Source organism: Chloroflexota bacterium (genome assembly GCA_018648225.1).
Taxonomy (GTDB): Bacteria; Chloroflexota; Anaerolineae; order Anaerolineales; family UBA11858; genus NIOZ-UU35.
On record JABGRQ010000089.1, the window covers coordinates 15,783 to 42,637 of the forward strand.

Here is a 26,855-nt window from a genome sequence, read left to right on the forward strand (position 1 = left end):
CATTTGATGTGCGGGATGCTCGCTCCCGCGAGGAGAAAATATGTCTATTCAAAACGCGTATGAAATATTGAGTGGGGTGGGGGTGCTGTATGTGGCCACCGCCGAAACCGCGAAGCCGTCGTTTGATTCTGCCCCGGGCGTGGCCTGGACGGAAATTAGCGAAACGGATGGCGGCGTGAAGGTGATTTCGAGCCAGGAGATTGAGAAGTTGTATGCTGACCAGCACACCGGCGCACTGAAGGCGATCCGCAAGGAGGAAAGCCTGAAGATTGAGACGAATATTATCCGCAGCACGCTGGAGATTTTGGCGAAGATACTGGGCGGTGTGACGGTGACGGACACGGCAGCCGGGGCAAGCACGATTGGCTACCGCACGCTGGGTTTTCACCGGGGAAACAGTGTGACGGAGTTTGCGATGCTGTTCCGTGGCACGGCGCAATCGGCCTATGGCGCCAGCTATTCGGCCCAGTTTTATATCCCGCGGGGCTTTTTCAACGGCGAGATGGGGCTGGAGTTCAAAAAGGACGGCAAGGTGATGGTGCCGGTGCAGTTTGAAGCCCTGATGGATTTGGACGAAGCCACCAGCGAGTATAAGTTTGGGCAGTACGATATGCAGGATGCGGCCCCGACCGGGTAAGGGATGATGGCGAAGATGCTTGCACCCGCACGGAATTTGCGCTATACTGAGGGGCGAGACTCCCATCTCCCCAACGATGGCAGCGGCCTTGTGTTTAAGGCTGTGGTTGCGCTGTTTGCCTATCTAAACTCATATCGTGGACAAAGGTCCGCCACAGAACCGCGACGCTGCCGAGATGGGAGTCTCCAAGCAACGCTATTCTGTGGTGGATTTTTGGTTAAAGGAGACTCCCATGAACACCCCAGCCCAAACGCAGGTAAAAGCTATTTTCACACGGGACCAGCCGCGAGCGGTGGAACCGGAAGACGTCCGGCTGATGTCGTTACGCATCCAGCAGGTGATGAGCGACGAGCTGCAAAAGCTGAATGCGGCGGTGGCGTTGCTCGATCTGACCACGATTTGGCACGATCTATTGGCGGCGTATGCGTATATGGTTTGGCCGCATTGTTCCGCAAGCGAAAATATGCTGGCCGAGGATACTATGCAGCGGGCCAAGGGAAATATCGAAGCGCTGACGTAATAAAAGCCGGTTACACTGGAGTAAATTGGCAGGTAGTTTTAACCTGGGGCTTCTCAGGGGCCTGTTTAGATGATTTTGAACCCAAAGGCACGCGGGCACAAAGAAATTTGTGTTTGGGTGCCTTTGTGGGTTAACACCGCATTGGAGATTGACATAATGACGCGTGCGCTTAATTTGGATGAACTGTTTGGGCAAGATAAAGAGATCAGTATTGATTACCGCGGCAAGAATTACCGGCTGCGGCATGTGCGCGAGTTTGGGCCAGCCGAATATATGAAGTGGCAAAAACTGATGGACCGCTATGCCGCGCTGGAAGGCAAAGAAATGTTAAGCCCGGAAGAAGGCGTTGAGTTGCAAGCGCTGGTGCATGATGCGGTAGAACAAATGAACCCGCGCCTGGCTGATGCCGAAGGCGTGGGCTTTCAGCAGCATGTGGCAATCTTGATGCACTATGCTGCCAATATTCAGGTGGATGTTGACGAAAAAAAAGCGACGGAGTAGACACACCCCTGGACTGGGGCCAGGTCTACGCCGATTTGAGCTATCACTATGGGTTTAGTTTTGGGCAGATCAGCGAAACGCCACTGGCAGCGGTTGAAGCCTATTTGGTACGGCTGCCAAAGTATGCGGCACAGGGCAAGCTGGATTTAGCGCAGGCGGTGAGTATGCCGTATATGACAGACGATAACCGCAGGGTGATGTTGGGTGAGTGGGAGCGGATTGCTAACGATGGTATGCAGACCGCAAAGAAAGCGACAAAGGCCGATTTGATAATGCTGGGCATTGGAGTGAGCAACTAGCGTGAGTAGTTTAGGTGAGGCCGTTCTTGATCTGGTTGGCGATGCCACCGGACTAAATAAGGATATTGACCGGGCGAAAGCTGATATTGGCGCGGCCTTGCAAAAGGTTGGCAGCGCCATGCAGAGCGCCGGGCGCACCATGACGGCGGGATTGACCCTGCCAATTGTGGGCGCCGGGTTTGCCGCGCTGAAGGCCGCCAGCGATCTTGAAGAAAGCATGAACGCCGTCAATGTAATTTTTGGCGAGACGGCGCAAGTGATTCATGATTATGGCGTGACTTCGGCTACGTCGGTGGGAATGAGCCAAGCGGCATTTAACCAGCTTTCGGCTGAGATGGGGGCGATGCTGAGTAATGTGGGCATTCCGCTGGGCGAAGTGGCTGATGAAACGATCAACCTGGCCGAGCGTGCTGCGGATATGGCAAGTATCTTCAACACGGATGTGAGTCAGGCATTTAATGCCATTCAGAGCGCCATCAAGGGCGAGTTTAACCCGCTGGAAACCTTTGGCGTGAAGATGAATATGGCAATGATAGAAGCCAAAGCGCTGGAGATGGGGCTGGGTGATCTGGAAGGAGAAGTTAGCGATCAGGCCAAAGCGCAGGCGGCGCTGGCTTTGATTTATGAGCAAACCAACCAACTGGCGGGTGACTTTGCAGCTACATCTGACGGGCTGGCGAATTCGACCAAGATACTACGCGCTGAATTAGAAAACGAAGCCGCTGCGCTAGGGCAGGAGCTTATTCCGTTGGCGTTGGAAGCGGTGGCTCTATTGCGGGAATGGATTGCCGCCTACAAGGAACTGACGCCGGAACAAAAGCAGGCGATATTGGCGGTGGCAGGGATGGTGGCGGTAATTGGCCCGCTATTGATGATGCTGGGCACGCTGGTGAGCGCGGTAGGTAGCGTGATTACTGTTGTGAGCGGTGCAGGGCCAGTGATTACGGCATTTGGTACCACGTTGATGGCGATTGGCGCCCCTGTGTTGGGTCTGGTGGGCGCGTTGGTGTTGTTGGGTGTAACTATTTATGCCCTGGGGCCGCAAGCGATGGAAACGCTGCGGATGCTTGGTTTTATATTTATGTACTATCTCAACCAGGCGGCACAGGCAGTGCGCACTTTCTTTACCAATTTGCATAATACCTGGCGGGCTAATTTTGAGATGTTGAAAACGATTGTGGGCAGCATCGATTGGCCGAGCGTAGGGCGCAATATTGTGCAGGGGATTGCCAACGGCATCAGCGCAGCGTTAGGGATTATCCGCGATGCCGCACGGCGGGCGGCGCAAACAGCATTGAGCGCGGCGAAAAAATTATTGGGTATTGATTCGCCTTCTAAAGTGTTCGAGATGGAAGTGGGCTGGCAAATGGGCGCCGGTGTTGCGCGCGGCTGGGAGAACAGTATCGCCGCTTTGCAGGGCAATATGCAGGCCAATTTGGGCGGTATGGTCCCGGCAATGGCTGGGGCTTCCCCGGCGGCTGGAGGGCAGGCATCTGGCGGTCTGGTCGGGGGTCTCACCATTAAGATTGATACGATGATCGGGGATGCGGTTTGGGTAGACCGGCTGGCGGATAAGCTGATGCCGGTGATTGAGGCTGAAAATCAGCGGAGAAGTTTGTGAAAATGTTGTGTTCATGGAGTGGACTTTATGTCTGACGTTTTTTATTATCTGGGCACAGAGGGCGCTGAGAAAAAGCTCTCGACAGTGACGGCAAATTTCAAAGGGCCGCAATATTTTGAGCTGAAGCGGGAAGACCGCACCGATCAGGGCACGCTGAAAAAAGATGTTATTGCGCGCAAGCGGCGCTGGACGCTGACCTGGAGTCATTTGCCCAGTTTTGACAGCGATGTGGTGGATTACGCCACGGGTAAATATAGCCTGGAGCAAATGTATTTGACGGGCGGTTCGCTGGTGCTGAGAATGCCCGCGGAGTTGGGTACGTATGAAACGGTGAATGTGCAGATTGAGAGTTTTCAGGCCGACCGCTCGCAGGTGACACCGCATTATGCGTGGCGCGTGCAAATGGTGGTGGTGGAAGAATGACATCGAAACTCCTAACTCGCTTCACGGGTGCTATGCACGTCCGTGATGCTCGTGGAGTAAAAACCTGTGTTCGCACAGCTCACAAAAGGATTTTATGCAAAGCGTAACCAGTGAGTATTTGACGGCGATAACGGCCAATGAGCGCACAATGGTCAGCCAGGTGGAGATTGCCCTGGTGGATAATGAGACGATTGGCGCGGCAATTGCGGTTACAGCAGATGAAGGCCACAACAGCGTGGTGCCGAAGGAAAGCGTGGTGGATAACGTTAAATCGGCAGGCACGCGGCGCTATGCGATTGCAGACCCGTATGCGGCGGGCAGCGGCGATGAGCGGGTTTTCCCGGGTGAAGACCTGTATCCATGCACGGGTTCGGCAGGCTGGTTTGGGAACTCGTTGAGCGACGCGAATGGCGACATCAGCGGCGGCGAAACGCTGGAACTGGATTACGGCGGCCCGGTGGATGTGCGCACGCTGCGCTGGTGGGCCAACAGCTATTTGGGTATTCCGGTGGATTTTGTGGTTTCTTATTCTACGGATGGCGTGGGCTGGACGGTGGCCGAGAGCGTGACCGGCAACAGCGCCGAAAGTTGGGATCACGACCTGGGCGCAATTACCGAGATTTACAAGCTCAAGATTGTGATTACAAAAGTTAATCATCCTACCAGTTTTGCCAAATTGCTGGAGTTTGAAGCGGGCCTGACAGTGGACGTGAGCGACCGCATCAAAAGTTGGGAGATTTTGAGCGAGCGCGAACATGATGGCCAGTCGCTGCCGATTGGCAATGCCAGCATCAACAAGCTGACGTTGTATCTGGATAATGTGGATGGCGTGTTTTACCGTAACTCTGGCTCGTTGTATGCGCCGTATTTGGTGGCCAACCGCAAGATCACGGTGTGGGAAGGCGTGACGCTGGCAGATGGAACGACAGAGATGCTGCAACAGGGCGTGTTTTACAGCCGGGTATGGGAAGCCGGGAGCCGCGATACGACCGTTAAGGTGGTGGGGTGGGACCGTGGCAAGCGCATGAGCGAGGAAGATTATGCCACATCTACGGTGCTGGAAGATAAAACCATCAGCGAGCTGGTGACGATATTGGCAACAGCGTTTGGCCTTGACCCCAGCGACATGGTGATTGATACCACCAGCGGCGAAGTTGCTTATTCGTGGTTTGAGAGCGGATCCTATTTTAATCACCTGAAAACGTTGGCGGCAGGCGAGGGCGGCACATTTTATATCGATGAAATGAACCGTCTGACCTTCGAAAACCGGGAACATCTGGCCAGCAAAACCACCAGCGTGGTGACGCTGACCGATATTGACGATATTTTGAGCGCCACCGAAGGCTGGGATCAGGCCCGGATGCGTAACCGAATTGTGGTGCCCGTGCGACCGCTGACGCTGGGCAGCACGCAGGAGATTTACAGCTATCAGGAAACGGTAACGGTTCCGGCAGGCGATACAAAATCGCTGACGGTATATTATGCCGAGCGACCGGCGATGAATGTGCAGACCCCGGTGTTTAGCGGTGGGGCGCATATTACGATCCAGAGCTGGACGGCCTATGCCTGGGGCGGGACGCTGGTATTTACCAACAGCGGCGGCAGTGATGAAACCGTGACATCGATCACTATTGATGGAGACCCGCTGCAAGAGCTGGGGGGTGTGCGGGCGGTGCGCGAAAACGCGACATCGATTGGGTTAAACGGCAAGCGCACCTACACACTCTCGGATGCGGCTGCGCAATATATGCAGGATTTGAGCGTGGCTGAAACATTGGCTGAGGATTTGCGAGACAGCCTAAGCGACCCGGGCAGCGAGATTACGGTCTCTATGCCGGGGCGGCCTGAGCTGCAATTAGCAGACCGGATCACAGCGCAGCACGAACGCCTGAGCCTGGATGGTGATTACTGGATTACCCGAATGCGCAAACTGCATGATGGCGCGTTTCGGATGGAAACGACATTACTTGAGGTAGTTTGATGACCGCACAATGGAATACCGGTTTGCCAGACCCGTGGACTAGCGAGCAGCCGATTACAACGGATTTGCTGACAGACATGGTGCAGAATTTGCTCTATTTGTACGCCACGCAGCGCATTACTGATGGCGCTGAGGTGACGATTGCGACCGGAGCGGTCACATTGGCGAGCAATGTGGGCCGGGCGGTGGTGGATACCGAAGCGGACGCGGCGGAAGATTACCTGGATACGTTGGGCGGTCTAGGTAATGGGCAGTTTGCGTGGCTCTCACCCGCCAGCGCCAGCCGCACGGTGATTTTGCGCTCCGGGGTGGGGAATATCGTTTTGCAGGGCTACGGCGATGAGATAGCGCTGCGAGAATTGAATCAGTTTGTGTGGGTGATGCGTTTTGGTAACACGTACCTGGCCGTGGGTACGAATGTGCCGCCGAGATATTATTTGCAGTTTACGGTCATCCCGCATGATTCGGCGTTGGTGACGGGGGATGATCAGTTTGTTTGGCAGATACATCCTGAGCTGGATGGGTATTCAATCGTTGCGGCTCATGCGATGGTGCATGGCGTATCCAGCAGCGGCACGCCCACTTTTCAGCTTTACCATGAGCGGCACGCGCAGGATATTCTTTCGACGTTGATCACGATTGATGTGAGCGAGAAGTCATCCACCACGGCGGCTACGCCGCCGGTACTTAATAGCAGTTATGTGGATTTGCAATCGGGCGATGAGATTCGGCATGACTGCGATGTTGCTGGCACCGGCACGACCGGCTGGACGATGATGTATACGCTGGAGAAACTATAATGCCGATATTTACACGCACCTGTACGGTCAGTGGCGATGCCGGGTATAGCAACGATAACGGTGATTTTGGCACGAATGTGATCGATTTCGGTCAATACCCTAATATGACCGGGTATGACTGGGATGCTTTTATCCGCTTCCCGAATGTATTGGTGCCGCGTGGCGCATCGATTGTCAGCGCCTATATCGATGGGTTTGCTTACGCCGAAACCGAGACGGTGCGGGTGTATATCAAAGCTAACGATGTGGCCAACGCAAGTGCGCCCACATCGAAAGCCGATCACGCATCAAAGGTGCGCACATCGGCATCGGTAACATGGGAAATCACAGCCGCATGGTCCAACGGGCAGGCCGTGCAGACGCCGGAGATTGCATCTGTGTTGCAAGGCATATTTGACAAACCCACCTGGGTAGCTGGCAATGCGCTGATGGTAATGATTGACGAATATAACAGCTACGATGACATCCGTGCGCTGTATGTTTATGCCACCAACCCGGCATACGCGCCGGTGCTGACGATTGAATATCGCATTGCCAGCCCATTTATGATGATATTGCGGAGTAGGATATGACAGACTATATACCCACTAAAGTTAATATTACTTACCAGCGCGGGGATGGCGGGCATAGCAGCCGCACCATCCCGTTTACGCATCCCTTTGCGGCTGTGGATATTACCGAGGCACGTTTGTACATCCGCAACCGGGTGGATGGCACGCTGTATGTGCAGATCAAGCTCTCCACACACCCCACGCAATGGGATTTGGGCACCGATTATACGGGCGATGTAACCCCTGCACCGGATGATACGGGCGCGCTCTCGGAAGCCGATTATCGCTATGAAATTGAAGTCAAAACAGCCACGGCAACGGTCACGGCGCAGGAGGGCATCTGGTTTAGTCGCGGCGATATTGCCACTGATCTGGCGCTGGATGACCCGCCAACGAATGGGTATCATGTTTCGGCGGATCAGCTTGATGCGATGGATAGCGCTAACTCGCCTACGGGGGCGAATCCGTTTGCGACGATGAATGATGTGGCGGGGGCGGATGCGATACTGGATACGGTTGATCCTACGGTCAACGATGATGCCAACGATGGCTATTTGGTGGGGGCGCATTGGGTGAATACGGTTAGCGGGGATGCGTTTGTTTGCACCGATAATAGCGTGGGCGCGGCGGTGTGGGATCAGGTGAACGGCGCAGCGGGTGGGACGGTGGACGTTGTTTCTAATGTGGCTCAAGATCGGCTATTGGGGCGCATTTCTGCTGGATCAGGCGATTCGGAGGAACTCACTGCGACACAGGCTAGAACACTGCTCAATGTTGAGGATGGAGCTGATGTAACCGATGGTACTAACGTGGCCGCGGCTGGGGCGGCGATATCGGGCGGGGCGCATCACGATGGATTTTCCGATTTTGTTGCAGATGAGCACTCACCAAGCGCGTCGGCCGGTGAAACTACAACCGGGACGGCTGCAAACAGGCATATAACGCCAGGCGGATTAGCGGGCAGCGATTACGGCAAACGGATAATCGAGATCATGCACACCCAATCAGATACAGCCGTTTCTATTGGCGACGGGACTATTGGCATAGGGATCACCGCGGAGTTGAACGGTTGGAATATCGTTGATTGCTATGCGTTTGTGCATACGCAGGGCGTAACCGGAACGACAGATATACAATTACGGCGACGGCGATCTGGCTCAGATGTAGATGTAATGAGCACAAAAGTCACTATCGGCGCAGAATATTACGCCAATGACGGTGTAATCAATACGGCTAACGACGACCTTGCAACAGGCGACCAGTTATATGTTGACGTTGATGCTGTACACAGCGGCACAGCTCCCAATGGATTAACTGTTGCAATCGTTGCGCAATTACCATAGGATTTTATAACACATGAGTAGCTGGACGGATGACTTTTTGGCAAAAAGCGATGATTCGAGACGTCAAATTGTGCGGCGGGCGCGGCATGGTTTGCATTTCGATTTGGGTCGCGGGCGTGTGAGGGCGCATTTTACCGGCGCCCCTTGTCATTATCGCGATTCCGATGGTCTGTGGAAACCTATATCGACCAGATTGCAATTAGATAGCAGCACAGGTAAATACGGCGCTCCCGGAATTGCAACACGTTTTGATTTGGACGGCACGATTATGGCGCTGCGGCATAGCCAGCGAAATACACGGATTGGGATATATAGGCCACGTCAAGAAAAATTTACGCCTCTGATTGTATTACCGAGTGGGGTTGTAGCGAATAATACGATGATTCGCGAAACACGGTTATTTAGCGAGCACACTTTTCTAAAAGAAGATGGCATAAAGCAAAATATTGTTGTCAATTCTGTTCCGGCGGGTTTCGGGCAGGCTATATCCGGTGATATTTTATGTGTCGAGACGTTGATTGATTATGATCTTCCTGATGGTCTTGTTTCAGAATTACCGCGCTTTGCAGAGTATGTGTTTCCGGAGCCACACAGCTATGACGATAGCGGGCGTCGTCTAAAGACATTACGTTATGCAAAAAAAGTGGGCGTATCTCAGTATATTTACACTGGTGTATTGGTTATTGATATTGAGTTGGCGAAATTCCCGCTAACCATTGACCCTGATTTTAGCGGTGATACGGCAGATGGGTATATCGAGGGCATAAGTTCTAGTTGGTCTACGGCAAGAGGCACGGCTAGTTCGCATGGTACATCCGATGCGGCGAACGGCGTAGGAGCGTATTCGTACTCGACTACATTTCACATTCTTCGTCAATTCTGTAAATTTGATACATCATCTATTCCAGATGGAGATACAATTACCCAGGTCAACCTAAAATTGACGTGCGAAGCAGTACAAGTAACAGGTAATAATTTAGATGTGCAGATTGTGAAACAAGATTGGTCAAGTCAAGACCCAATAGCGTCTGGTAATAGAGAAGCGGCGTATGATAATTGTCTGTCTGGGACATTAGATGATGCAATTTGGCAGAACACATCTGGATTAGTAGCCGGAACGCAGTATGTAAGCGGCAATCTCAATACGGGGTGGGTTAGCAAAACGGGGAATACCTATTACAGTTTGAGATCAAGTCTTGATTATGACAATGATCCCCCGCCCGCATCACCAAACACGTTTGAATTTATGACGATACGATCATCGGATCATGCAACGCCGGGGGATCGCCCAATACTTACGGTTGAGTATGGCACTGGCTTTGTTCAGCAAGTGGTGATGTTTTAGGATAAAACCTGAAAGTGGTGTTCCGATATTATGCCCTTAGACGACTTTGACCGCCACGTAATCGCACCTGTTATGGGTTGCGTTTGCTCCTTAGAGAAAGCATGAAACTGTGCCTATAGACAAGGGCCCCCACGGGCGCATGGCCCATAGGCACAGTTTTTATATCAGCGTTTTTTTTTAGTTCGGGGGGCGGGTAGTAGTAGTGGATTTCGGCAAGGATTGTTTTGTCGTCCCGGTCTGCGGTGATGGTTTGGAGCAAACTAAGCAACTCGTTAATCTCTTCAAGCAGGGGGTTCATTTCGCGCGGTGGTGGCATAATGCCTGCGGCGCGTAATATCGATTCTTCCGGGCGGCGCAAAGCATGGGCGATAGCACGTAATATGCGGGGGTCTGGAGTATTTACCTTGCCAGCTTCATAATTGCTGATTGATTAAATCGTTGCCAATCTGTAAATACTTATTGACAACGGGTTTATATTTGTGTATACTTTGTCCACGTTCATAAACGATACGTTAATGCAGGTGACGAGCCATCAAATATGAAGAATATTTCAACGATCACAACCAAGTATAGAGAAGAGCAGGAACTTACTCAGGAGCAATTCGGGGAAGTGTTGTTTGAGCACGTTCCAGGAATGAGCGCGAAATCGAGACAGAATATATCGGCATGGGAAAAAGGAAACCAGCAACCACTGTATCAGGATGTGGTGCTGGTTTTGTTGTATCACCGAGATTGGCGTTTTGATTGGGCGCACGAAGTCTTGGCTGTGTTGAAGCCGCATATATGGGCGTTAGATGAGCCAGTTTATTTACCCGAGTAAGAGCAATCAGGCCGGACTTGTGAGGAGGACGGTGGTGAGCATGGTGTATGGAAGTCGAATTGGTCATCGTCTACGTGCCGCTGGAAACGGCGGCTCAAATTGCAGCCTGCCGCCAGGGAAGATTGTGTTATGAAACGCCGCTTTCGTGGACGATCAATAAATATCAATGTTAAACCGCCACATAAAACCATTGTTATTAAGCCAGACGCGGCCAGTCTGTTTAATACCGCGCTGATTCTGGAGGCGCAGAGCGATAACCCGCGACCGATGCGAGAAGTCTTTGATGATTTATTTGGCGAACATTTAGTTCGGCAGAACGCATAGTTGCGCTCTCAGCGCACGTAATACTTACAACCATCACAACCCCGCCGCATGGATAGGCGTCTGCATGGCGGGGTTGCGGTCAACATCAGCACACGTAGCTCAATTGGTAGAGCAGGCCCTTCGTAAGGGCCAGGCCGCAGGTTCGAAGCCTGCCGTGTGCTCTCTGCGGAGGAGGAGTCGGATGGGACCGACTCGCCGCAGTAACTAACGAGCGGAAGCCGAACGGACGGCGGTTAAATAGGAGCTTGCAACAAAAAGGAGAAACCTGGGACTGCTTTACTCCTGTGCTGAAGGTCCCTGCGGGTTCGAATCCCGCCCGCTCAATTACAAGCATAGCATAGTCAGGAGACGACCAGTGAATTTGGGACAGTTTTTGAATGGATTTGTAAAAGATTCGCAGACGTTTTGGACTGCCGCAATAGGCTCGGTGGTGTTCCTGTGTATTTTTGGCTATTTTTACAACAAATTGAGGGTGAATAATGGACTGGCAAAACGAATTCCGTAATTATCTCGAAACTGAGGGTATGGCGCCCAACAGCATCAGCGCTTATAGCAGCGACATGAACATCTACGCCGATTGGTTCCTGACCACCAACGAGCGCCAATTCGATCCGCACTCACTGGTGGGCGCCGATGTGCGCGAATACAGGCGCTATTGTATCGAGCAGGCGCGTGTCAAGGCCAGCACCTGGAACCGTCGCCGGGCATCTATGGCCGCATTTGCAATATGGTCCCGAGCGCAGAATTACATTATGGGGGATCCGCTGCATGGCGTCCCTGAGCAAGATCAGCGCACCCTGCCGCCCTATTGGCTCAAGCCCAAAGAGTTTCGGGCATTCCGGCGACAGATGGAAATCAACGTCAACCGTGCCCGTCTGGGCACAGCCGAGCGCAAAGCGGCAGTCCGCGATTGGGCAGCCTTCTCGTTGATGCTCTATGCCGGGTTGCGGGTGAGTGAAGTTGTGAACATGCGCCGCGAATATCTACTGCTGCGCGAACGTAGTGGTAGCGTCGAAATACGAAACAGCAAGCGCAACACCGATGCGATCTTGCCGCTGAATTTCGAAGCGCGTGCAGCCGTCAGTGCGTGGCTGTCCATAGCGCCGGATGGTGAGCTTATATTCGATGTGACCGCTCGCACCATGCAGCGGCGCATCAAGGAGTTGGCAGTCGATGCGCGTATCGAGAACTGTGACGACATCACGCCGCATTGGTTGCGTCATACGTTCGTGCGCAGGCTGGCCGTCAATGACGATGGCACAATCAACAACCCGCCGGGGTTTGTGCAGCACTTCGCACGGCATCAGCACCAGTCCACAACAGAGCGTTATTACCAAGCCAACTATGCCGACCTCGAGCGCATGGCCGAAGGGTTGTAGCCAGATGCACGCCGCCGCTGTATCAGTTAAGGCAGTAGCAGAGAGAATCGCAATGTTCACGTTTTCACGGCGCAGCGTGGCGTGGCTGGCTGTGTCCCAGAAAAGGCGGCTTGTGTGTCGAATAAGTATCCTTATGCGATATTTTGAGCGTGTGGCAGGCTGGTTTTACGCTCCCCTGGGGTGTGTAAGCGCCTGCGGGGATGTCGCATAAGGCATGGGTATACAGGGGGGTAGGGGGGGGTGTACCTTTCATCGGGGTTTTGGCCGACCCCGCGCTCAGGCCGCTGTGAATGCCGAGCATTTTTGAAGAAAACGTCTTTAGGAAAATATTGCACAAATTTTTACAGGAAAAGGTTCAGCTATGGAAAATGACTTCAACGAATTCATCGAGCGGGTAAAAGGCAAGGTTGACATCACGGATGTGGTAGAGAAATGCGGATTTTCTCTCAGGAAGGATGGCGGGGGGAATTACCGGGCCACATCGCCCAAGAGCCTGGTGATATGCCCGCAGCACAGCAACTATTTTCATTATGGCGATGAAGGTTCTAAGGGCTGGACTGGCGACCACATTACATTTGTGCAAACCTATGGGGATAGACCCGTCTTCATGGAAGCGTTGCGTTTTGTGGCTGATCTGGCTGGCGAAGCCATGCCTGAGTTTTCTAACCGCGGCGCTTCTCCTGCTGCTGTGGCTTTCAGGGAGCGGACTGAGTTGTGGGATATTGTTGGAAATTGGCTCGGAAAGCAGTTGTGGGCCAATGCTGCTGCTGTGGCGTATGCCCGCGGGCGGGGCTGGACGGATGAGACTATCCATAAGGCGCGGTTGGGGTTCACAGGGGCCACACCGGAACTGAAAGAAGATTTGCGGGGCGAGATGCGCATGTACGAACATGACCCGCTTGCTCCTGCTGCTGTGGCTGTTCTGGGGTTGGAAGCAATCCGTGGGGTAGATGGGATACGTGATTGGTGTAAAAAGTACGATGTCAATTTTGATGAACTGCCAGAGAGTGCAAAGAAAGGGCGCATTTGGGGGTTGCTGGATTTCCCCAGGTTGGTGTACCCACACGTAGAGCGGGGGCGGATTGTGTATTTCTCTGCCCGGAACTTAAAATGGGGAGGGGGTGCGGGGGAGGGGGTGCTGATTGCCGATAAGGACTATAAAAGCTGGAATTTACCCAAAGTGCTGGTGGGGGAGCGCCCGCGCTATTTTAACCATCTGTACCACCCCAGCGCTGATGAAGTTGTGATTGCCGAAGGACCTGCCGATGGGATTACCTGGGGGCAGTGGGGCGTGGCCTGTGAATGTTTGGTTAGCGCCGGGATGGGTGCAGATGTGGAAGAGCATTTGCAAAATGTCAAACGCGTGTTTGCGGGCACCGATAACGGTGAAACTGGCAGGAAGGCGATAGGGCGGATTGGGGATGGGATTGGCCCACTGGTGCGAGTGCTGACTTTTCCGGTAGATCAGGAAAATGGCGAAGACGCGAATGATTGGCTGCAGGATATGCTCAAATCGGAGCTGGTGCCAGCGTTGGAGCCAACGAAAAAAAATAACGAGAACGCATCTGTGAAGGCCCAGCGAGAACAGGCACGCAAATTGATGGATAATTCTGAGCCTTATGTACTGTATCTCACTCAGGGGCTGGAAAGTTTGTCGTTGCTACGCCAGGAGTATATATTGGGGAAGATTGTGAAGCTGTCGGAGCGCCTGGGGGAAGAATATGATTTTTATCGTAAGGATATTGGCGACGCGACCGGCAAGGGTGTGCAATGGCTGGATCGTCAAATAAAAAAAATACGCCAGAAAGAAGAACTAGAGCGCAAAGAGGAAGATGAAAAGGAATCGCTGGATATTGTTGAATTTATCGGGCAAAAAATACATGAGCAGCGCCCGGATGGCAGCGTAGGGACGTGGATGGTAGAGATTGTTTTTGACCGAGAGACCAATACACCGGGATTTGCGTACCGTGACCCGGATGGCGTAATTGGCGAAGCCAAAAGTCTGACGATTGGCAATGTTGAATATATACCCCCAATTGAAGCTATGGACCTTTACGCCGAAATGGAGCCAGAAGAATGTACGATTGTTGTGCCTGGTAAATTGGGCGAAGAAAAAGAAACAGTCGAATTAGTAGATGATATTTATAGCTTTTTGAAACGGTATTTCTTCTGGACAGATATGAAATGGTGCCGGTTGTCTGCATACTATGTATTGCTGACATGGGTTTATGACGCATTTTCGATTGTGCCCTATTTACGAGCGCTGGGCGACTACGGCAGCGGAAAGACCCAATTAATCTGGCGCATCGGGTATTTGTGCTATCGACTCATCAAAACGGGCGGAGCGACAACCGTATCCCCTATTTTTCGCATTTTGGACGAGTGGGGGGGGACGCTGTTTCTGGACGAAGTGGACACCAAAAATAAAGAGACATATAACGATTTTATGACGATTTTACTCACAGGCTTCCAGCGTGGCATTCCGGTGCTGCGCTCCAGTGAAGGGGGTGGCAAAAAGGGATATAAACAGGAAACTTTTAAAGTATATGGTCCAAAACTAATTTCGAGCCGCAAACGTTTTTTGGATAAAGCATTGGAAAGCCGCTGCCTGACACATGAAACTGTTAGCGTAGACGAAATTGAATTATCCGAATTCGGAATACCTTCTATTTTGCCGCCCGTGTTCTACGAAGAAGCCGAGGAGATTCGCAATCGGCTGCTGACATGGCGATTAAGAACATGGAAAAAACACATTTTCACCGACAAGGATTTTGTAAAAGGCGTCACGCTGCGTTTACAACAGGTAACGGCTGGGCTGATGAAGCTGGCCGATGATCCAAAAGTTAAAGCCGATGTGGAAGAATTGCTGCAAAACTTTATGAAATATGAAGTGGCTGAAAGAGCAATGACAACGGAAGCGCGCACGCTGGAAGCGATTATTGATATTAGCACCGACGAAAATTTGCGCAATGAATATAAAGAGCGCCAATGGATTGATTTGAGCGAAGGCTCTCCGAGAGTGATGAAACCCAACCACGAAGCTGCCATCTACGATGAAGATGGTTCTGTGATTGGGTTATATTTCGGATCTATTGTATGGCGTGCCAATATTTTGATGAATGAACAAATTGCGCTCGATGGCGGCAAAAGCGGTAATAGTCCCAAGAAAAACGATAATGAATTAAGCGGCAAAAAGATTGGGCATGTAGTACGCACGTTTGGTTTTGTGGTTGATGGCCGACATCGTACCTATGGCACATATATGCTGCTAAACAAAGATCGTTTGCACGGCCTGCGCTTGCGCTATGGCCTTTAGCGTGAAGATGCGCACATTAAACAGGGTGATGGCCCAAAATGAAAAAAAATTTTTATTTCGCTTATACCCCCAAACAAAGTGCGCATCTTCACGGGAGTGAATTGTTGATGAAATGTAACAATGTTTCACAATATACCCACAACTATTTGACAATAAAACCGCTATCTATGCGCAAATTATACGAGAATAACAGCGCACTTCACACGTTGTGTAGTTTCTTTATGTTTTTTTCCATAAATTTTAAATAGCCTGTGAAGATTGATTTCGTAAAGTGTGCATAATGTGCGCTCAAAGTGCGCAAAAACAAGGGAAAATAATGAAAAATATCGACAAAATGAACCGAAGATTGACCAAAATGGCAAATAATTATCTTTATACCGATATTGTGAAGGCTTTTGGCTCTATTGGTATCGAATTACCAGCAGAATCTCACAAAAAAGATGAATATTTTCAGCTCAATGATTCGCAGTTATCGCAAGTTGAGCAATATCTGGAAACCCAATGCCCAAAAAAATGAGTGTTGATGAGATGGGCGATGAAATTAACCGCCTGAAATTTGTGCTGCACTATTGGCGGGAGCTGGCCCGGCGGTTGCTGGATGCGCTGCGGGTGTATGCGGCGCATGAGAATTGGCGCACGGTGTATGACGATGGGGAGCAGGTGCGGCGGATGTGGGTGGGGCCGGGCGAAGGGCCTGCCCTGGCTGAGACGGCTGTGCAGGGTGCCGACCGGGATTTGGATGGTATTGAGTGATGAGTGGTATCAAAGCTCCTGAGGTTATGCGAACGGATGTGCTGTATTCGGCGGTGGGGGTAGCGGTGGCGTATGCTGTGCTGATGCCGTTGTTGGAGGCTGGCGTGGACGTGGTGCTGAATGAGCGCCTTTCGAACGGGATGTGCAACCTGGCGGTGATGCGGCGGGATGGGCCACTGAGCGCCGATAAGATTCGGCGGGAGCTGGGGATCGATGCCCAGCAGGTGACCGGGAAACTCAAAAATGGCGGTACGTTTATACATTTGTTCTGGAAAACGAGCGAAACGGAGTGATGACGATGGAGATTGGGATGCTGTGGTTTGATAACGACCAGCAACGCCCGCTGGTGGATAAAGTGAAACGGGCGGGGGTGTATTATGCCCGGAAGTACGGGGCCACGCCGACGGTGTGTTTTGTGCATCCCGGTATGCTGGCGGATGCTGTAAAGGCTGTGGACGGGATGGCGCTGCGCGCCAGTCAGACGTTATTGCCGAATCATTTTTGGATTGGAGTGAGCGATGGTAGCTAATCGAAATGGGAATGGTCTCTCGTTGTTTCGGGCACGGATTAAGCCGGGCGGGGTGCGCTCGGATGTGATGGCACGGCGGGCGTATAGCTGGTTTATGCGGCTGGAGCCTGAGGCGCAGGAGCTGGTGGCAAGCCATGTGTATTTGATGATCGATAAGGAGGTGCGCAATTTTAAGGAGCAGAGTGCGCTGGTGGTGATTTATTGCCTGAACCGGTATTTGGAGAAGGTGGAGATTGAGCGGCGCCTGGAGCCGGGGCGGTTGGGGGCGGAGGTGATGCGGGCGGCGGAGGAGGGTGGCCGGTTGAAGGTTAAAGGTGAAAGGTTGGGTGGTTCGTGATGAACGGTGCTGGACGGCGTGTAAATGGGTTTATTGAGGGGCTTGCCGATGTGGCGGCGGCGCTGGGGCCGTTGCTGGCACCGCTGCCGAGCGTGTATATTGCCTGGCTGCACATGACGCAGATTATGCTGTGGGATCCGTGGATGGCGGGCGTGATTGGGGCCGGGGTTGAAATGTTGGGCTTTGCGACGGTGGAAACGGGTGTGCGCTTTTGGCGCAGGAATAAGGAGAAAGATGATGCGCAGGAGCCGCTGGCGCTGGTGGTGGGTGTGGGCGTGTTTTACCTGGTTGTGATTACGCTATCGAATGTGATTATTGCGCCGGAGGCCGGTGCGGTGAAGGTTTATAAGGGTTTGTTGAGCCTGTTGCCGGTGGTGGGTGCGGTGACGGTGGCGGTGCGGTCGCAGAGCACGCGCATGGAACGCGAGGCGCGCGCTACCCGAGATGATGCCGCCCGGCAGCGACGCGAGACGAATGCGATTAAGCGCCAGTATGAACATGAGCGGAAACTGGCCGAAATTGAGTTGCGGAAAGCTGAACTGGTCGCGCAGAAAACGGCGGAAACTGACGGCAAGGACGCGGCGATTTTCGGCGAATGGCGGACATGGCACGATGTACCGGCGGAATGGAAGCGGAAACTGGCCGGTAAGAGTACGAAAGAGATTCAGCGACTTACTGGCAAGCCGGAAAGGACGAGCTACAACTGGTCTGTGTATGCCAAGAGAGATTATTTGGTGGTGAGTGAGAATGGGAGCGGGCGGCGTTGATACGTGCGTGGAGGTGTGCACAGGGACACGCTTTGGGGGGGCTGGTGTATCACAGCGGGGTGTGGGCGTTGTATTTGTTTCGCACGGCGCAGGTGATGAACGGGCAGCAGGGGTGGGCGGCGCAGGAGTTGCTGGATTTGCCGCTGATGGGTGGGCCGTTGGTGGGTACGTTTTATGAGATTGAGTGTTCGATATGTGGCGAGAAAAGGAGCTGGTATGAAGACGCGAAGCGGAAAAGTGGTTAGCAGGCAGCGCGGTGACATCAACTCTCCTGAGCTGATGTGCGCCTGGGTCGCGGATGATGATCCCCAGCGCGAGAGTTTTGGGATGGCGTTTTTATCGCTGTTGCTGACGCTGGGCCTGGCGGTGGGTACGTTTGTGTTGATGATTATTGCAGTTGCGTTTTTTGGAGGCTAAGGTGAAGAATTTTGCGAGCACGTTGCTGATAAACCTGATTTATGATGTGTATTTGCCCGCATTGATTTTGGTTGGGCTGGCGGCGCTGCCCCTGGCGGTGGTGGCGGTGGGTGTGTTTTGGTTGTATCGGGGGAAAATGCGATGATTATGCCGGGGGAGATGGCGCGGGCTTTGCTGGAGCGGATTTTTGCTCGCCTGGCGGTTGTTTTTATGGTGGCGATGGCGGTGTTGCTGGTGTTGTATGGCGGCTGGATGTGGTTGACGGGGGAGGGGCAGACGCCATCATCTGGCATGGGTAGCCATGAGACGGCTACCCTGCGCGAGTTGCAGGTTTCGGTTACTCTATCCCCCACGGAGCCAGCGATTGTGGCTCCGGTATTGGTCGCCAGTGTTACCGCACAACCTACGGGCACCACTTATACCCCATATCCCACTTATACCCCATATCCCACATTTACGGCGTTGCCCACTTATACGCCGGTCCCCACCGAGCAGGGTCCGCTGCCTTCGCTTTCTCCACTGCCTTCGGCAACTCTGGATTATGTGGCCTTGATGCAAGCAAATTTGGATGAGATGCACAAGGATGCGTCGGCGGAGCGGGCACGGGCTGATGCGGATGCGGCGATGTGGCGCGAGGTGTGGCGTTGGGGGTGTTTGGCGGGGCTGGCGCCGGTGGCGGTTTTGTTGACGGGACTGGTGGCCTTGGCGTTGCGCAAGATGGCGCAGGGCGACGGCCCAATGGTGGAGGAGGAAGCGGAAGAAGCTGAGGAAGCGTCGGGGCCGGAGCGGGTGCGCCTGGAAGTGAAGACGAATGGGGGCAAGTCTTTGTTGTGGCACCGTTACCCGGTGGATAAGCGCGTGCTGAGGCAGTGGATACGAGTGGCGTTGAACGGCGGCAGCATTGCAATTGGCAATTGGACAGGCTCGAATAAGCCGTTTACGCGGGGCAGTTACGAGAAGTTTGTTGATTATTGGATGACGGCGGGCGTTTTGATGGATAAATACCCGGGCGTTGAGAATTCGGAGCGGGTGCTGACGGAGGGGGGCGCAACGGCACTACAGGCGGTTTTGACACAGGATTTTGGGTATGTATAGGTATGTATGCGTGTGTATGTATGGACGGATGTGCATTTTGGGGCTGCACAGGCGGAGGGGGAGGTGGGTTGGGCGTGTTAAGATGCTCTTGACCGCGTGGTTGAGTTCTGCTATACTGAATCTTGAACCGGTCAGTTCACTTTTACGGATGGGCTTTTTGTTGCCTGACGTACACTTACAATCAAATAACCATTGTACGAAGAGCGCCCGCTCTGAGTATCGCAAAAGGCCCATCGTAAGAACTGACCGGTTCCCGATAGGTGCTAGCGGTATTTGGAGCGGGCGCTCTTCGTTAAAGGAACCGGTCAAAATGAACAGACTGTATGAATTTATGGCGAAGATGGTGTTGCGTCGGTTTGGGCGCTTTGCGTCGGAGATTACGCTGGCGTGGTTGGCGCAGTATGATTATTTGATGGTGACGGAAGCCGATTTGAAATGGATGACGGCGGGGGCTGGCGATGCCGCCTAAAGGTTTCCCGCGCCCGTGGGCGTGCGATACGTGCCGCACGGCGTTTACACAAAACACGCCGACGCAGTTGTGGTGCGGTGCATGCGCGGATGAGCGCAACCGCAAGAGCCGGGGACGCTATGAGCGGCGGCGATCTGGGCGGGTGCGCAGTGTGGAGGTTGGGCGCTCGGGTTGTACCAACTGCAAAGCGCGGGCGGTGTGCGATGTGGCGCTGTGGACGTTGTTGCCGTTGGTCTGTTCGCCGGGTGGCGAGCAGACGCGGGCGATGGTGCTGGAAAGCCCGGAGTTGGTGCGGGCGGCACAGGCGAGATGGTGAGCGATGACGATTGAAGAACGCATCCGAAACGAAATCCGCACGCGGCATTACTCGCTGAAGACCGAGAAGGCTTATGTGCGTTGGTATAAGCGCTTTGTGCGCCATCATCAACTGAGGCATCCCGAGCAGATGGGCAGGCAAGAAATTGGCGAGTTTTTGACGCATCTGGCGGTGGATGGGCGCGTGGCGGCGAGTACGCAAAATCAGGCTCTGGCGGCGTTGTTGTTTTTGTACCGCCAGGTGCTGGGGATGGAGATTGGTTATGTGGAGGGGTTTGCCTATGCCAAACGCGGGAAGCGGCTGCCGGTGGTGCTGAATAAGGCCGATACGGTGGCGGTGCTGGAAAATGTAGCAGGTTCGCCGCAGGATTTGGTGGCGCATTTGCTGTATGGCTGCGGGATGCGCCTGAGCGAAGCGCTAAGGCTGCGAATCAAGGATGTGGATTTTGGGCGCGGGGTGGTGATTGTGCATGATGGCAAGGGTCAGAAAGACCGCTCGACGGTGCTACCGCGCGGCCTGTGCGAGTGGATGACTGATCAGATGGTGATTGCACGCAAGTTTCACGAGATTGACCGGCAGCGAAAGCGTCCCGGGGTGCAGGTTCCGTATGCGTTGGAGCGCAAGAAGCCCACGATTGGCGAGGATTGGGGCTGGTTTTGGGTGTTTCCGGCAGAGAATGAGTCTGTGGACCCGGTGAGCGGCGTTCAGCGGCGGCACCATATCCATGAGAGCACGGTGCAGAAGGCGGTACGCAGCGCATCCAGGGTGGCTGGTGTGGTGCAGCGGGTGACTCCGCATGTGTTTCGGCATTGTTTTGCGACGCATTTGCTGGAGGACGGGTATGACATCCGCACGGTGCAGGAGTTGCTGGGGCATAAGGATGTGAAGACGACGATGGTTTACACGCATGTGATGCGCCCCGGGGGTGTGGCGGGGGTTGTGAGTCCGTTGGATAATGTCCGGGAGAAGGGTGTTATCCGCGGGGAGTAGGAGAATCGGAGTTAGGTGCTTATTTTGAAACACATCATTAGCTTTTCAACCGGCTTATCATCTGCGCTCACGGTTGAGCGCGTTATCAATCGCTATGGAAAATCGGCGGTTGAAATCGTATTCATGGATACAAAAATCGAAGACGGAGACAATTACCGCTTCATGGATGATTGCCGCCGCCGTTGGAATATGCCAATAACAACCCTAGCAGAAGGTCGCACGCCGTATCAGGTTTTTGCGGATCAGTCAATCATAGCAAATCAAAAAATTGCACCTTGCACGTTCCGATTGAAAATTGAACCGTTTGTTGCATACCTGGAAACAATCAGCGATCCGGTAACAATTCACATTGGCTATGATTTCTCAGAAATTCACCGCTGCGAAGCTACTACAAAAAACTACAATGCCCGCGGTTGGGATGTTGACTATCCATTACTCTGGAAGCCCATCGAATACCGTAAATATGCGGATGTTGTACGCTACGATTGGTGCATTGAGCCACCTAGAATGTACGCGCTAGGCTACACTCACGCTAATTGTGGTGGCGTCTGCGTCAAGCAGGGGCAGGGCGATTGGTTGCGCACTCTCATAAATTATCCTGAACGATACGCAGAAATTGAAAACTGGGAAACCGCAATGAGAGATCATCCAGTGCGCAAAAATTACGCCATTGTTAGGGATCAGTCGGGCGGCAATGTATCGCCGCTGCCATTGACGGAACTGCGAGAGCGATACGAAGCCAGTCTGGGCATTGATTTATGCGAACTCGATACTGAATCTGCGTGTGTTTCGTGCGGGGTTGGTGATTTATCGCATCCGCACCTAACCAAAATTGCATTAGACCGGGCTAGTCGCCCGGATAGGCCGCGGCGCTTTGCGGCCAGTCAATTCAATATGCCGGGTATTTTTGCAAACCCGCCCGGCAAATGAATAAACCGTTAGGTTGCTACCTGGGTGGCTGTAACCGCAAGGCCAGATGCCCGGCCCCGTTGGTAGGCGAGAAACGCAAAGCCGTGACACACTCGCTCACCCAGACAAACGAATGAGAGATTGTCTTGAAAACAGACTGGTTAATGGTTTTTGTAAATCTTGCGCACGAGTGGCATAATAAAATGCACTATTTCCCGTGGTCATTTTGCGCGGTAAATGATTGTGTTTTAGCGAGAAATATAGAAGAAAGGTACGACATGAATATTTGCTTATGCGGTACTCAGGCTGGCTATCCACATGATAAGCTCTGTCCATATCCGTTGTATCGTGGCTCGGAGGAACAAGAGCAGCGATGGTTACACAAATGGAAAGATAAACGCAACCTAACCAGCGGTAGCACAGCGACCAGCCTGTCGGCTGGGGCAAACGTGGCCGCAAAAAGCAAATCAACCGGGGCAAATGATGTCTCGGAAAATAAATCGGCTGGCGCGTGAACCGCGGGCCGTTAGCAAGCCTGAAAGGAAGTCTCTAATGCACGAAGATGATGAAAACGGAACCTGCACACATTGCCATAATGAATTTCAGTTTGCGCTTATGTGGCTGGCTTTTCACGAAGGCAATGATTATTTATTGTGCAATTCGTGTTATCACGCTCTCGGAAAACCATTCAGCGCATCTGATTATGTAGCTCTCACGGCTCTGCCAACAAAAATTACACCCGACTTGGCTACGTCTCGCGAAAAAATAGGAGCTTGCCCTGGCTGCTACCTGCCTGAGCAATGCACCACCTGCTATCCCCGCCGAAGCCCCTGAATAAAACGTTAGAAGGCTGAAATGATGTTACCAGTAAACGAAGTAATCGCAGGAAATTGCGCCGAAGTCATGGCTGGATGGCCCGATGATTGTATTGATCTCACTGTCACCAGCCCACCGTATGACAATCTTCGAGACTACGAAGGTTATACCTTCGACTTTGAATCTATCGCTACGCAGCTATGGCGCATCACGAAACCCGGCGGGGTGGTTGTGTGGGTTGTCGGTGATGCGGTCAAGGATGGATCAGAAACCTGTACCAGTTTTCGCCAAGCAATCCATTTTGTCGAGTTGGGTTTTTCTTTGCACGATACTATGCTTTATTTTGCGGAGAAACCATTATCTAACGACAATCGCTATCAGCAATGCTTTGAATATATGTATGTGTTCTCAAAAGGTTCTCCGGCTGTGTTCAACCCAATAGTAGACAAGGCTAACAAATGGGCTGGTAGCAAGAATTTCGGTAAACGTAGTCAACGCAACAAATCCGGTGAGCTTATTTATGGAAAGCAAACGGAAGTCCCAAGATTTTCCCGCCGTCTCAACCTATGGAAATATAAAACCGGAAAAGGATACACCACAAAGGATGATTTTGCATTTGAGCATCCCGCAATGTACCCCGAAGCCCTAGCCCGTGATCATATTCTATCGTGGTCCAACCCCGGCGACATTGTACTCGATCCCATGTGCGGCTCAGGTACTACGCTCAAGATGGCGAAGCAAACCGGGCGGCGGTTTATCGGTATTGACATCAGTGAGAACTACTGTGCAATCGCCAGGAAGCGCGTCGAAGGCGCTCAACCCCCGCTTTTTGTAGATACCGTCACGCCTTCTAACAAAACTTCCACGACGACCGGGCTATCGCCCGAGGGTAAGCAGGCGGAATTATTTACAACGGCATCAGGCCAAGATGCGTCAGGGTGAAACGCCCGGCGCGTGAAGAAACCGTTAGGAGCTTAAATATGAAAACACTCAAAAGGCTGTTCGGTGATGCTGGGTTAGCAGAAATAGTTCTAGTTTTACTCCTTGTTTTACTTGTTGTCTTGTGGGGTGTCACAATCAGTAGGCCAGAGACTTTCTCGTTCTTGCAGAAGAATATTTCTGATGCAACTTTGGGTGAATTATTTGGCGTAATTGTGTTGGCTTCCACAGCGGCGGGTATTATTACCCGCTCCTAACTAGGCATGAAACGGATTTCGGCTAACGCCGAGAAATCCTGCGCAACAATCTATCAACGGTTTCGGTTAACAATATCGCATCACCAACCCGCCGAAACCCCTTATGCAAACGTTATATGGCTAAAATTATCATGTCAGAAACAGAATACATTGCACCATGCTATGATTGTGAGTTATATAAGGGCGGCCCGGATAGCTGTCTGGACTGCCCCATATTCTCGATCTGGCAAATCGAGCAAGGGAATTGGCCCGATGGGTATTATTGCGAAAAATGTGACGAAATGAGATACCCGGATCGTTATTATGGCTCTATGCTTTGCGCTGTGTGCGGTGATGCCCTACGCCACATAACTAGGGCAGCAGGCGAATTGTCTACCGAGCCGGAAAGCGCGGCTACTGAGCAAACAACAAATCTCTCTAGCGATGGTGTAGCGCAACAGCCGCCAATCGCCTGAGCCAAACGTTAGTATGCCTGAAAGAGAGTAAATTTATGGCTGAGAAACCAATCCTATTTAATACCGAAATGGTAAGAGCAATCCTTGAAGGTCGCAAAACGCAAACACGGCGCGTTATGAAACCACAACCGTTTAAGCGCGGTCACGGATGGGTATGCAGCGGAGTTTATTACGTCTCTGATAGTGATGTTCGATCGTATTTATTCCATGAACTTTACGGAAATAGCGGATCGCCCTATGGTTCTGTGTACTCAGATGGTTCGTTTGATACGCTTTGGGTGCGCGAAACTTGGCGGGCTGAAGAACTCGGCGACGATAGTCACAATCCTGGCCTTGATGGTATTCGCTATCGCGCCGATAATGCGTTTATCGAAATCGAGAACACGCAGGAAGCATCGTACAAATGGATGGATGCACGCGGTAATCATGGTGATAGTTGGCGTCCATCTATTTTTATGCCACGCTGGGCGAGCCGGATCACTCTCGATATTGTGGATGTGCGCGTTGAGCGTGTGCAGGAAATCAGCACAGAAAATGCGCTTGCAGAAGGGCTTATGAAAAACGATCGGTATATGCCACGCGTCGAATTTGCAGAGCTTTGGGACAACATCAACGGACAGCGTGGCTACGGATGGGACGTTAACCCGTGGGTATGGGTTGTTGAATTCAAACTTGCGCACACGGCATCACTAACAACAGGCGCACCCGACTGTTTGCCCGCTCGCGTTTTAGCCAGCGACGGCAATATGGGCAAACAGCGGGTGGCCTAAACCGTTAGTTTGCCTAAACGTAGGTCTAAAATGACACAAACAAAAACATGCCAATGCCCAGCCTATAAATTTCCGCATCGTATGGGAAGCGGTGCTTGTGGTAGCGATTGCAAGCACCCGCAGGTAGAAGTCAAGTGGAAGCGATACCCAGGCACATATTATGAACCTGATGAATATGAAGGCTGGGCATGTTGTTGCCAGTGCGGCGAAGGAATGCCGTATGATGATGTTCCAGAATGGAGTGAAGATGTTAGCCGATAAATTTACAGAAATGTTTCGCATTATGCAAAGTCTAGAACACAGCTTCGATGAATTTCAGGATGCGCGCTCGGAGTTGTATCAGTTGTTGCTTCGTGCCGATGAAATTATCGCCGCCGATCCCACATCAAACGGCGAATTGGGTTGTTCATGCGGCAACCTAACCACACATACAGCGGACTTGGCTATCTGCCCCGATTGCAATCAGCCCGATCCATATCATAAAATCAGTTGTGCCAGGTCGGTTTTCTATACGCCGCCAAGCCGCTGATGCAAACGTTAGAAAGCGGGACTAGCCCCGTAGAACCTTTATAACAAAATCTGGCCGTAGCATTCGGTAATGTCCCTGTATAACCGATGAGTGCGATCTGGGAAGCCAGAAAATAGAAAAGCGGCGGTACAGCGGCTAGGGCTTAGTTATGAAATTCCGGGTGAGCCACATAGAAGGCGATGATCCCTGTATTTCATCCCTACGAGTAGCAAATAATGTACTTGCGCAATTGAGAATAGGCGCATAAATTGTTGAATATGCTCCGTGTCGGTGAGAACCCGGCCCGCTTTTCTAACTTAACATGCAGTGGATTTGTGGGGAATTATTTACTAACATCATGGGCAGCGATGGCAACGATTGAAACGCCGCCCCGTGAAGCAAGTCGTAAAAAGGAGAATACGAGAAATGGCAACACTAAGTTTGGAAATGATGCACGACCACGCAAGCAACAATATATACGTTTCTGGAATTAACAGGGATGGCGTGAGAGCTATCCAAGATGCTCTGCACGCAGCATTGCCGAACCTATTCCCTGACAAGGTCTTCACCTGGGAAGCCAATGAGGATGCCGTAGCGCCAACAGGCGGCATTTTCGCGTGGCCCACCTTATCCAAATGGGTGACACAGAAATTCGGTGAAAATGAAGC

At 52.4% G+C, this 26,855-nt stretch carries 33 protein-coding genes, 2 tRNA genes and 1 pseudogene; 34 read left to right on the forward strand and 2 right to left on the reverse strand.

Translation table 11 applies throughout. The annotated features are described in order from the left end of the window. Nucleotides 1–40: 40 nt before the first annotated feature. From HN413_08025 to HN413_08095, 15 genes are all read left to right on the forward strand, one after another. Entirely contained in the window at nt 41–637 is a 597-nt protein-coding gene (locus HN413_08025) for a hypothetical protein (protein MBT3390345.1), read from the forward strand. Between the two features lie 232 nt (nt 638–869). Further along, entirely contained in the window at nt 870–1,157 is a 288-nt protein-coding gene (locus HN413_08030; GenBank protein MBT3390346.1) for a hypothetical protein, read from the forward strand. Nucleotides 1,158–1,313: 156 nt separating this feature from the next. Then, nucleotides 1,314–1,658: a hypothetical protein gene (locus HN413_08035; GenBank protein MBT3390347.1), complete on the forward strand. Its 345-nt coding sequence runs from the start codon at nt 1,314–1,316 to the stop codon at nt 1,656–1,658. 35 nt (nt 1,659–1,693) lie between these two features. After that, nucleotides 1,694–1,957, forward strand: a complete 264-nt coding sequence (locus tag HN413_08040) for a hypothetical protein (GenBank protein ID MBT3390348.1) — start codon at nt 1,694–1,696, stop codon at nt 1,955–1,957. Between the two features lies 1 nt (nt 1,958). After that, a complete protein-coding gene (locus tag HN413_08045) occupies nt 1,959–3,578 on the forward strand; it encodes a hypothetical protein (GenBank protein MBT3390349.1) in 1,620 nt (539 codons plus the stop codon). 27 nt (nt 3,579–3,605) lie between these two features. Beyond that, nucleotides 3,606–4,001, forward strand: coding sequence for a hypothetical protein (locus HN413_08050; GenBank protein ID MBT3390350.1), 396 nt, complete (start codon nt 3,606–3,608; stop codon nt 3,999–4,001). Nucleotides 4,002–4,095: 94 nt separating this feature from the next. Beyond that, complete coding sequence (locus HN413_08055; protein ID MBT3390351.1) at nt 4,096–5,982, forward strand: hypothetical protein; 1,887 nt, start codon at nt 4,096–4,098, stop codon at nt 5,980–5,982. Then, a complete protein-coding gene (locus HN413_08060) occupies nt 5,982–6,782 on the forward strand; it encodes a hypothetical protein (GenBank protein ID MBT3390352.1) in 801 nt (266 codons plus the stop codon). The genes HN413_08055 and HN413_08060 overlap by 1 nt, the downstream gene beginning before the upstream one ends. Further along, a complete protein-coding gene (locus tag HN413_08065; protein MBT3390353.1) occupies nt 6,782–7,354 on the forward strand; it encodes a hypothetical protein in 573 nt (190 codons plus the stop codon). Before HN413_08060 ends, HN413_08065 begins: the two co-directional genes overlap by 1 nt. Then, a complete protein-coding gene (locus HN413_08070) occupies nt 7,351–8,676 on the forward strand; it encodes a hypothetical protein (protein MBT3390354.1) in 1,326 nt (441 codons plus the stop codon). The genes HN413_08065 and HN413_08070 overlap by 4 nt, the downstream gene beginning before the upstream one ends. Nucleotides 8,677–8,689: 13 nt before the next feature. Beyond that, nucleotides 8,690–10,021: a hypothetical protein gene (locus HN413_08075; protein MBT3390355.1), complete on the forward strand. Its 1,332-nt coding sequence runs from the start codon at nt 8,690–8,692 to the stop codon at nt 10,019–10,021. 538 nt (nt 10,022–10,559) lie between these two features. After that, the gene (locus HN413_08080; protein MBT3390356.1) at nt 10,560–10,841 is read left to right on the forward strand and encodes a helix-turn-helix transcriptional regulator; all 282 of its coding nucleotides are present in this window, start codon (nt 10,560–10,562) and stop codon (nt 10,839–10,841) included. A gap of 412 nt (nt 10,842–11,253) precedes the next feature. Beyond that, nucleotides 11,254–11,326, forward strand: a tRNA-Thr gene (locus tag HN413_08085). Nucleotides 11,327–11,373: 47 nt separating this feature from the next. After that, a tRNA-OTHER gene (locus HN413_08090) sits at nt 11,374–11,489 on the forward strand. 155 nt (nt 11,490–11,644) lie between these two features. After that, nucleotides 11,645–12,544, forward strand: a complete 900-nt coding sequence (locus HN413_08095; protein ID MBT3390357.1) for a tyrosine-type recombinase/integrase — start codon at nt 11,645–11,647, stop codon at nt 12,542–12,544. Between the two features lie 64 nt (nt 12,545–12,608). Here HN413_08095 and HN413_08100 read toward each other — a convergent pair whose 3' ends face one another. Then, entirely contained in the window at nt 12,609–12,845 is a 237-nt protein-coding gene (locus tag HN413_08100; GenBank protein ID MBT3390358.1) for a hypothetical protein, read from the reverse strand. A 60-nt stretch (nt 12,846–12,905) separates the two neighbouring features. On the opposite strand from HN413_08100, the gene HN413_08105 reads away from it, so the two are divergent. The 11 genes from HN413_08105 to HN413_08155 all read left to right on the forward strand — a co-directional run bounded on the left by HN413_08105 (nt 12,906) and on the right by HN413_08155 (nt 20,227). Continuing rightward, a complete protein-coding gene (locus HN413_08105; GenBank protein MBT3390359.1) occupies nt 12,906–15,860 on the forward strand; it encodes a hypothetical protein in 2,955 nt (984 codons plus the stop codon). Nucleotides 15,861–16,176: 316 nt separating this feature from the next. Beyond that, nucleotides 16,177–16,377, forward strand: a complete 201-nt coding sequence (locus tag HN413_08110; protein ID MBT3390360.1) for a hypothetical protein — start codon at nt 16,177–16,179, stop codon at nt 16,375–16,377. Further along, the gene (locus HN413_08115; GenBank protein ID MBT3390361.1) at nt 16,362–16,613 is read left to right on the forward strand and encodes a hypothetical protein; all 252 of its coding nucleotides are present in this window, start codon (nt 16,362–16,364) and stop codon (nt 16,611–16,613) included. The genes HN413_08110 and HN413_08115 overlap by 16 nt, the downstream gene beginning before the upstream one ends. Then, nucleotides 16,613–16,906, forward strand: a complete 294-nt coding sequence (locus HN413_08120; GenBank protein MBT3390362.1) for a hypothetical protein — start codon at nt 16,613–16,615, stop codon at nt 16,904–16,906. Before HN413_08115 ends, HN413_08120 begins: the two co-directional genes overlap by 1 nt. Before the next feature lie 17 nt (nt 16,907–16,923). Then, on the forward strand, nt 16,924–17,142 hold the full coding sequence (locus HN413_08125) for a hypothetical protein (protein ID MBT3390363.1): 219 nt from the start codon (nt 16,924–16,926) through the stop codon (nt 17,140–17,142). Then, nucleotides 17,132–17,479 (forward strand): hypothetical protein, encoded by a 348-nt coding sequence (locus HN413_08130; protein MBT3390364.1) that lies wholly within the window; start codon nt 17,132–17,134, stop codon nt 17,477–17,479. Before HN413_08125 ends, HN413_08130 begins: the two co-directional genes overlap by 11 nt. Then, entirely contained in the window at nt 17,479–18,246 is a 768-nt protein-coding gene (locus HN413_08135; GenBank protein MBT3390365.1) for a hypothetical protein, read from the forward strand. The genes HN413_08130 and HN413_08135 overlap by 1 nt, the downstream gene beginning before the upstream one ends. Nucleotides 18,247–18,462: 216 nt before the next feature. Beyond that, the gene (locus tag HN413_08140) at nt 18,463–18,663 is read left to right on the forward strand and encodes a hypothetical protein (GenBank protein MBT3390366.1); all 201 of its coding nucleotides are present in this window, start codon (nt 18,463–18,465) and stop codon (nt 18,661–18,663) included. A gap of 1 nt (nt 18,664) precedes the next feature. After that, nucleotides 18,665–18,808 (forward strand): hypothetical protein, encoded by a 144-nt coding sequence (locus HN413_08145; GenBank protein MBT3390367.1) that lies wholly within the window; start codon nt 18,665–18,667, stop codon nt 18,806–18,808. Then, complete coding sequence (locus HN413_08150) at nt 18,805–19,758, forward strand: hypothetical protein (protein ID MBT3390368.1); 954 nt, start codon at nt 18,805–18,807, stop codon at nt 19,756–19,758. The genes HN413_08145 and HN413_08150 overlap by 4 nt, the downstream gene beginning before the upstream one ends. Before the next feature lie 310 nt (nt 19,759–20,068). Continuing rightward, the gene (locus HN413_08155; protein MBT3390369.1) at nt 20,069–20,227 is read left to right on the forward strand and encodes a hypothetical protein; all 159 of its coding nucleotides are present in this window, start codon (nt 20,069–20,071) and stop codon (nt 20,225–20,227) included. Nucleotides 20,228–20,344: 117 nt separating this feature from the next. Here HN413_08155 and HN413_08160 read toward each other — a convergent pair whose 3' ends face one another. Further along, nucleotides 20,345–20,566: a hypothetical protein gene (locus tag HN413_08160; GenBank protein ID MBT3390370.1), complete on the reverse strand. Its 222-nt coding sequence runs from the start codon at nt 20,564–20,566 to the stop codon at nt 20,345–20,347. Here HN413_08160 and HN413_08165 point away from each other — a divergent pair. The 8 genes and pseudogenes from HN413_08165 to HN413_08200 all read left to right on the forward strand — a co-directional run. Continuing rightward, entirely contained in the window at nt 20,547–21,533 is a 987-nt protein-coding gene (locus tag HN413_08165) for an integron integrase (GenBank protein ID MBT3390371.1), read from the forward strand. The genes HN413_08160 and HN413_08165 overlap by 20 nt on opposite strands. Before the next feature lie 24 nt (nt 21,534–21,557). After that, on the forward strand, nt 21,558–22,463 hold the full coding sequence (locus HN413_08170) for a hypothetical protein (protein ID MBT3390372.1): 906 nt from the start codon (nt 21,558–21,560) through the stop codon (nt 22,461–22,463). A gap of 125 nt (nt 22,464–22,588) precedes the next feature. Continuing rightward, nucleotides 22,589–22,957, forward strand: coding sequence for a hypothetical protein (locus HN413_08175; GenBank protein MBT3390373.1), 369 nt, complete (start codon nt 22,589–22,591; stop codon nt 22,955–22,957). A gap of 343 nt (nt 22,958–23,300) precedes the next feature. Further along, the gene (locus HN413_08180) at nt 23,301–24,200 is read left to right on the forward strand and encodes a site-specific DNA-methyltransferase (GenBank protein MBT3390374.1); all 900 of its coding nucleotides are present in this window, start codon (nt 23,301–23,303) and stop codon (nt 24,198–24,200) included. Between the two features lie 38 nt (nt 24,201–24,238). Next, nucleotides 24,239–24,454, forward strand: coding sequence for a hypothetical protein (locus HN413_08185; protein ID MBT3390375.1), 216 nt, complete (start codon nt 24,239–24,241; stop codon nt 24,452–24,454). A gap of 490 nt (nt 24,455–24,944) precedes the next feature. Continuing rightward, a pseudogene (locus HN413_08190) lies at nt 24,945–25,580 on the forward strand (hypothetical protein). A 259-nt stretch (nt 25,581–25,839) separates the two neighbouring features. Continuing rightward, nucleotides 25,840–26,208: a hypothetical protein gene (locus HN413_08195; protein ID MBT3390376.1), complete on the forward strand. Its 369-nt coding sequence runs from the start codon at nt 25,840–25,842 to the stop codon at nt 26,206–26,208. 405 nt (nt 26,209–26,613) lie between these two features. Beyond that, a partial coding sequence (locus tag HN413_08200; protein MBT3390377.1) for a hypothetical protein occupies nt 26,614–26,855 on the forward strand: 242 nt, incomplete at its 3' end.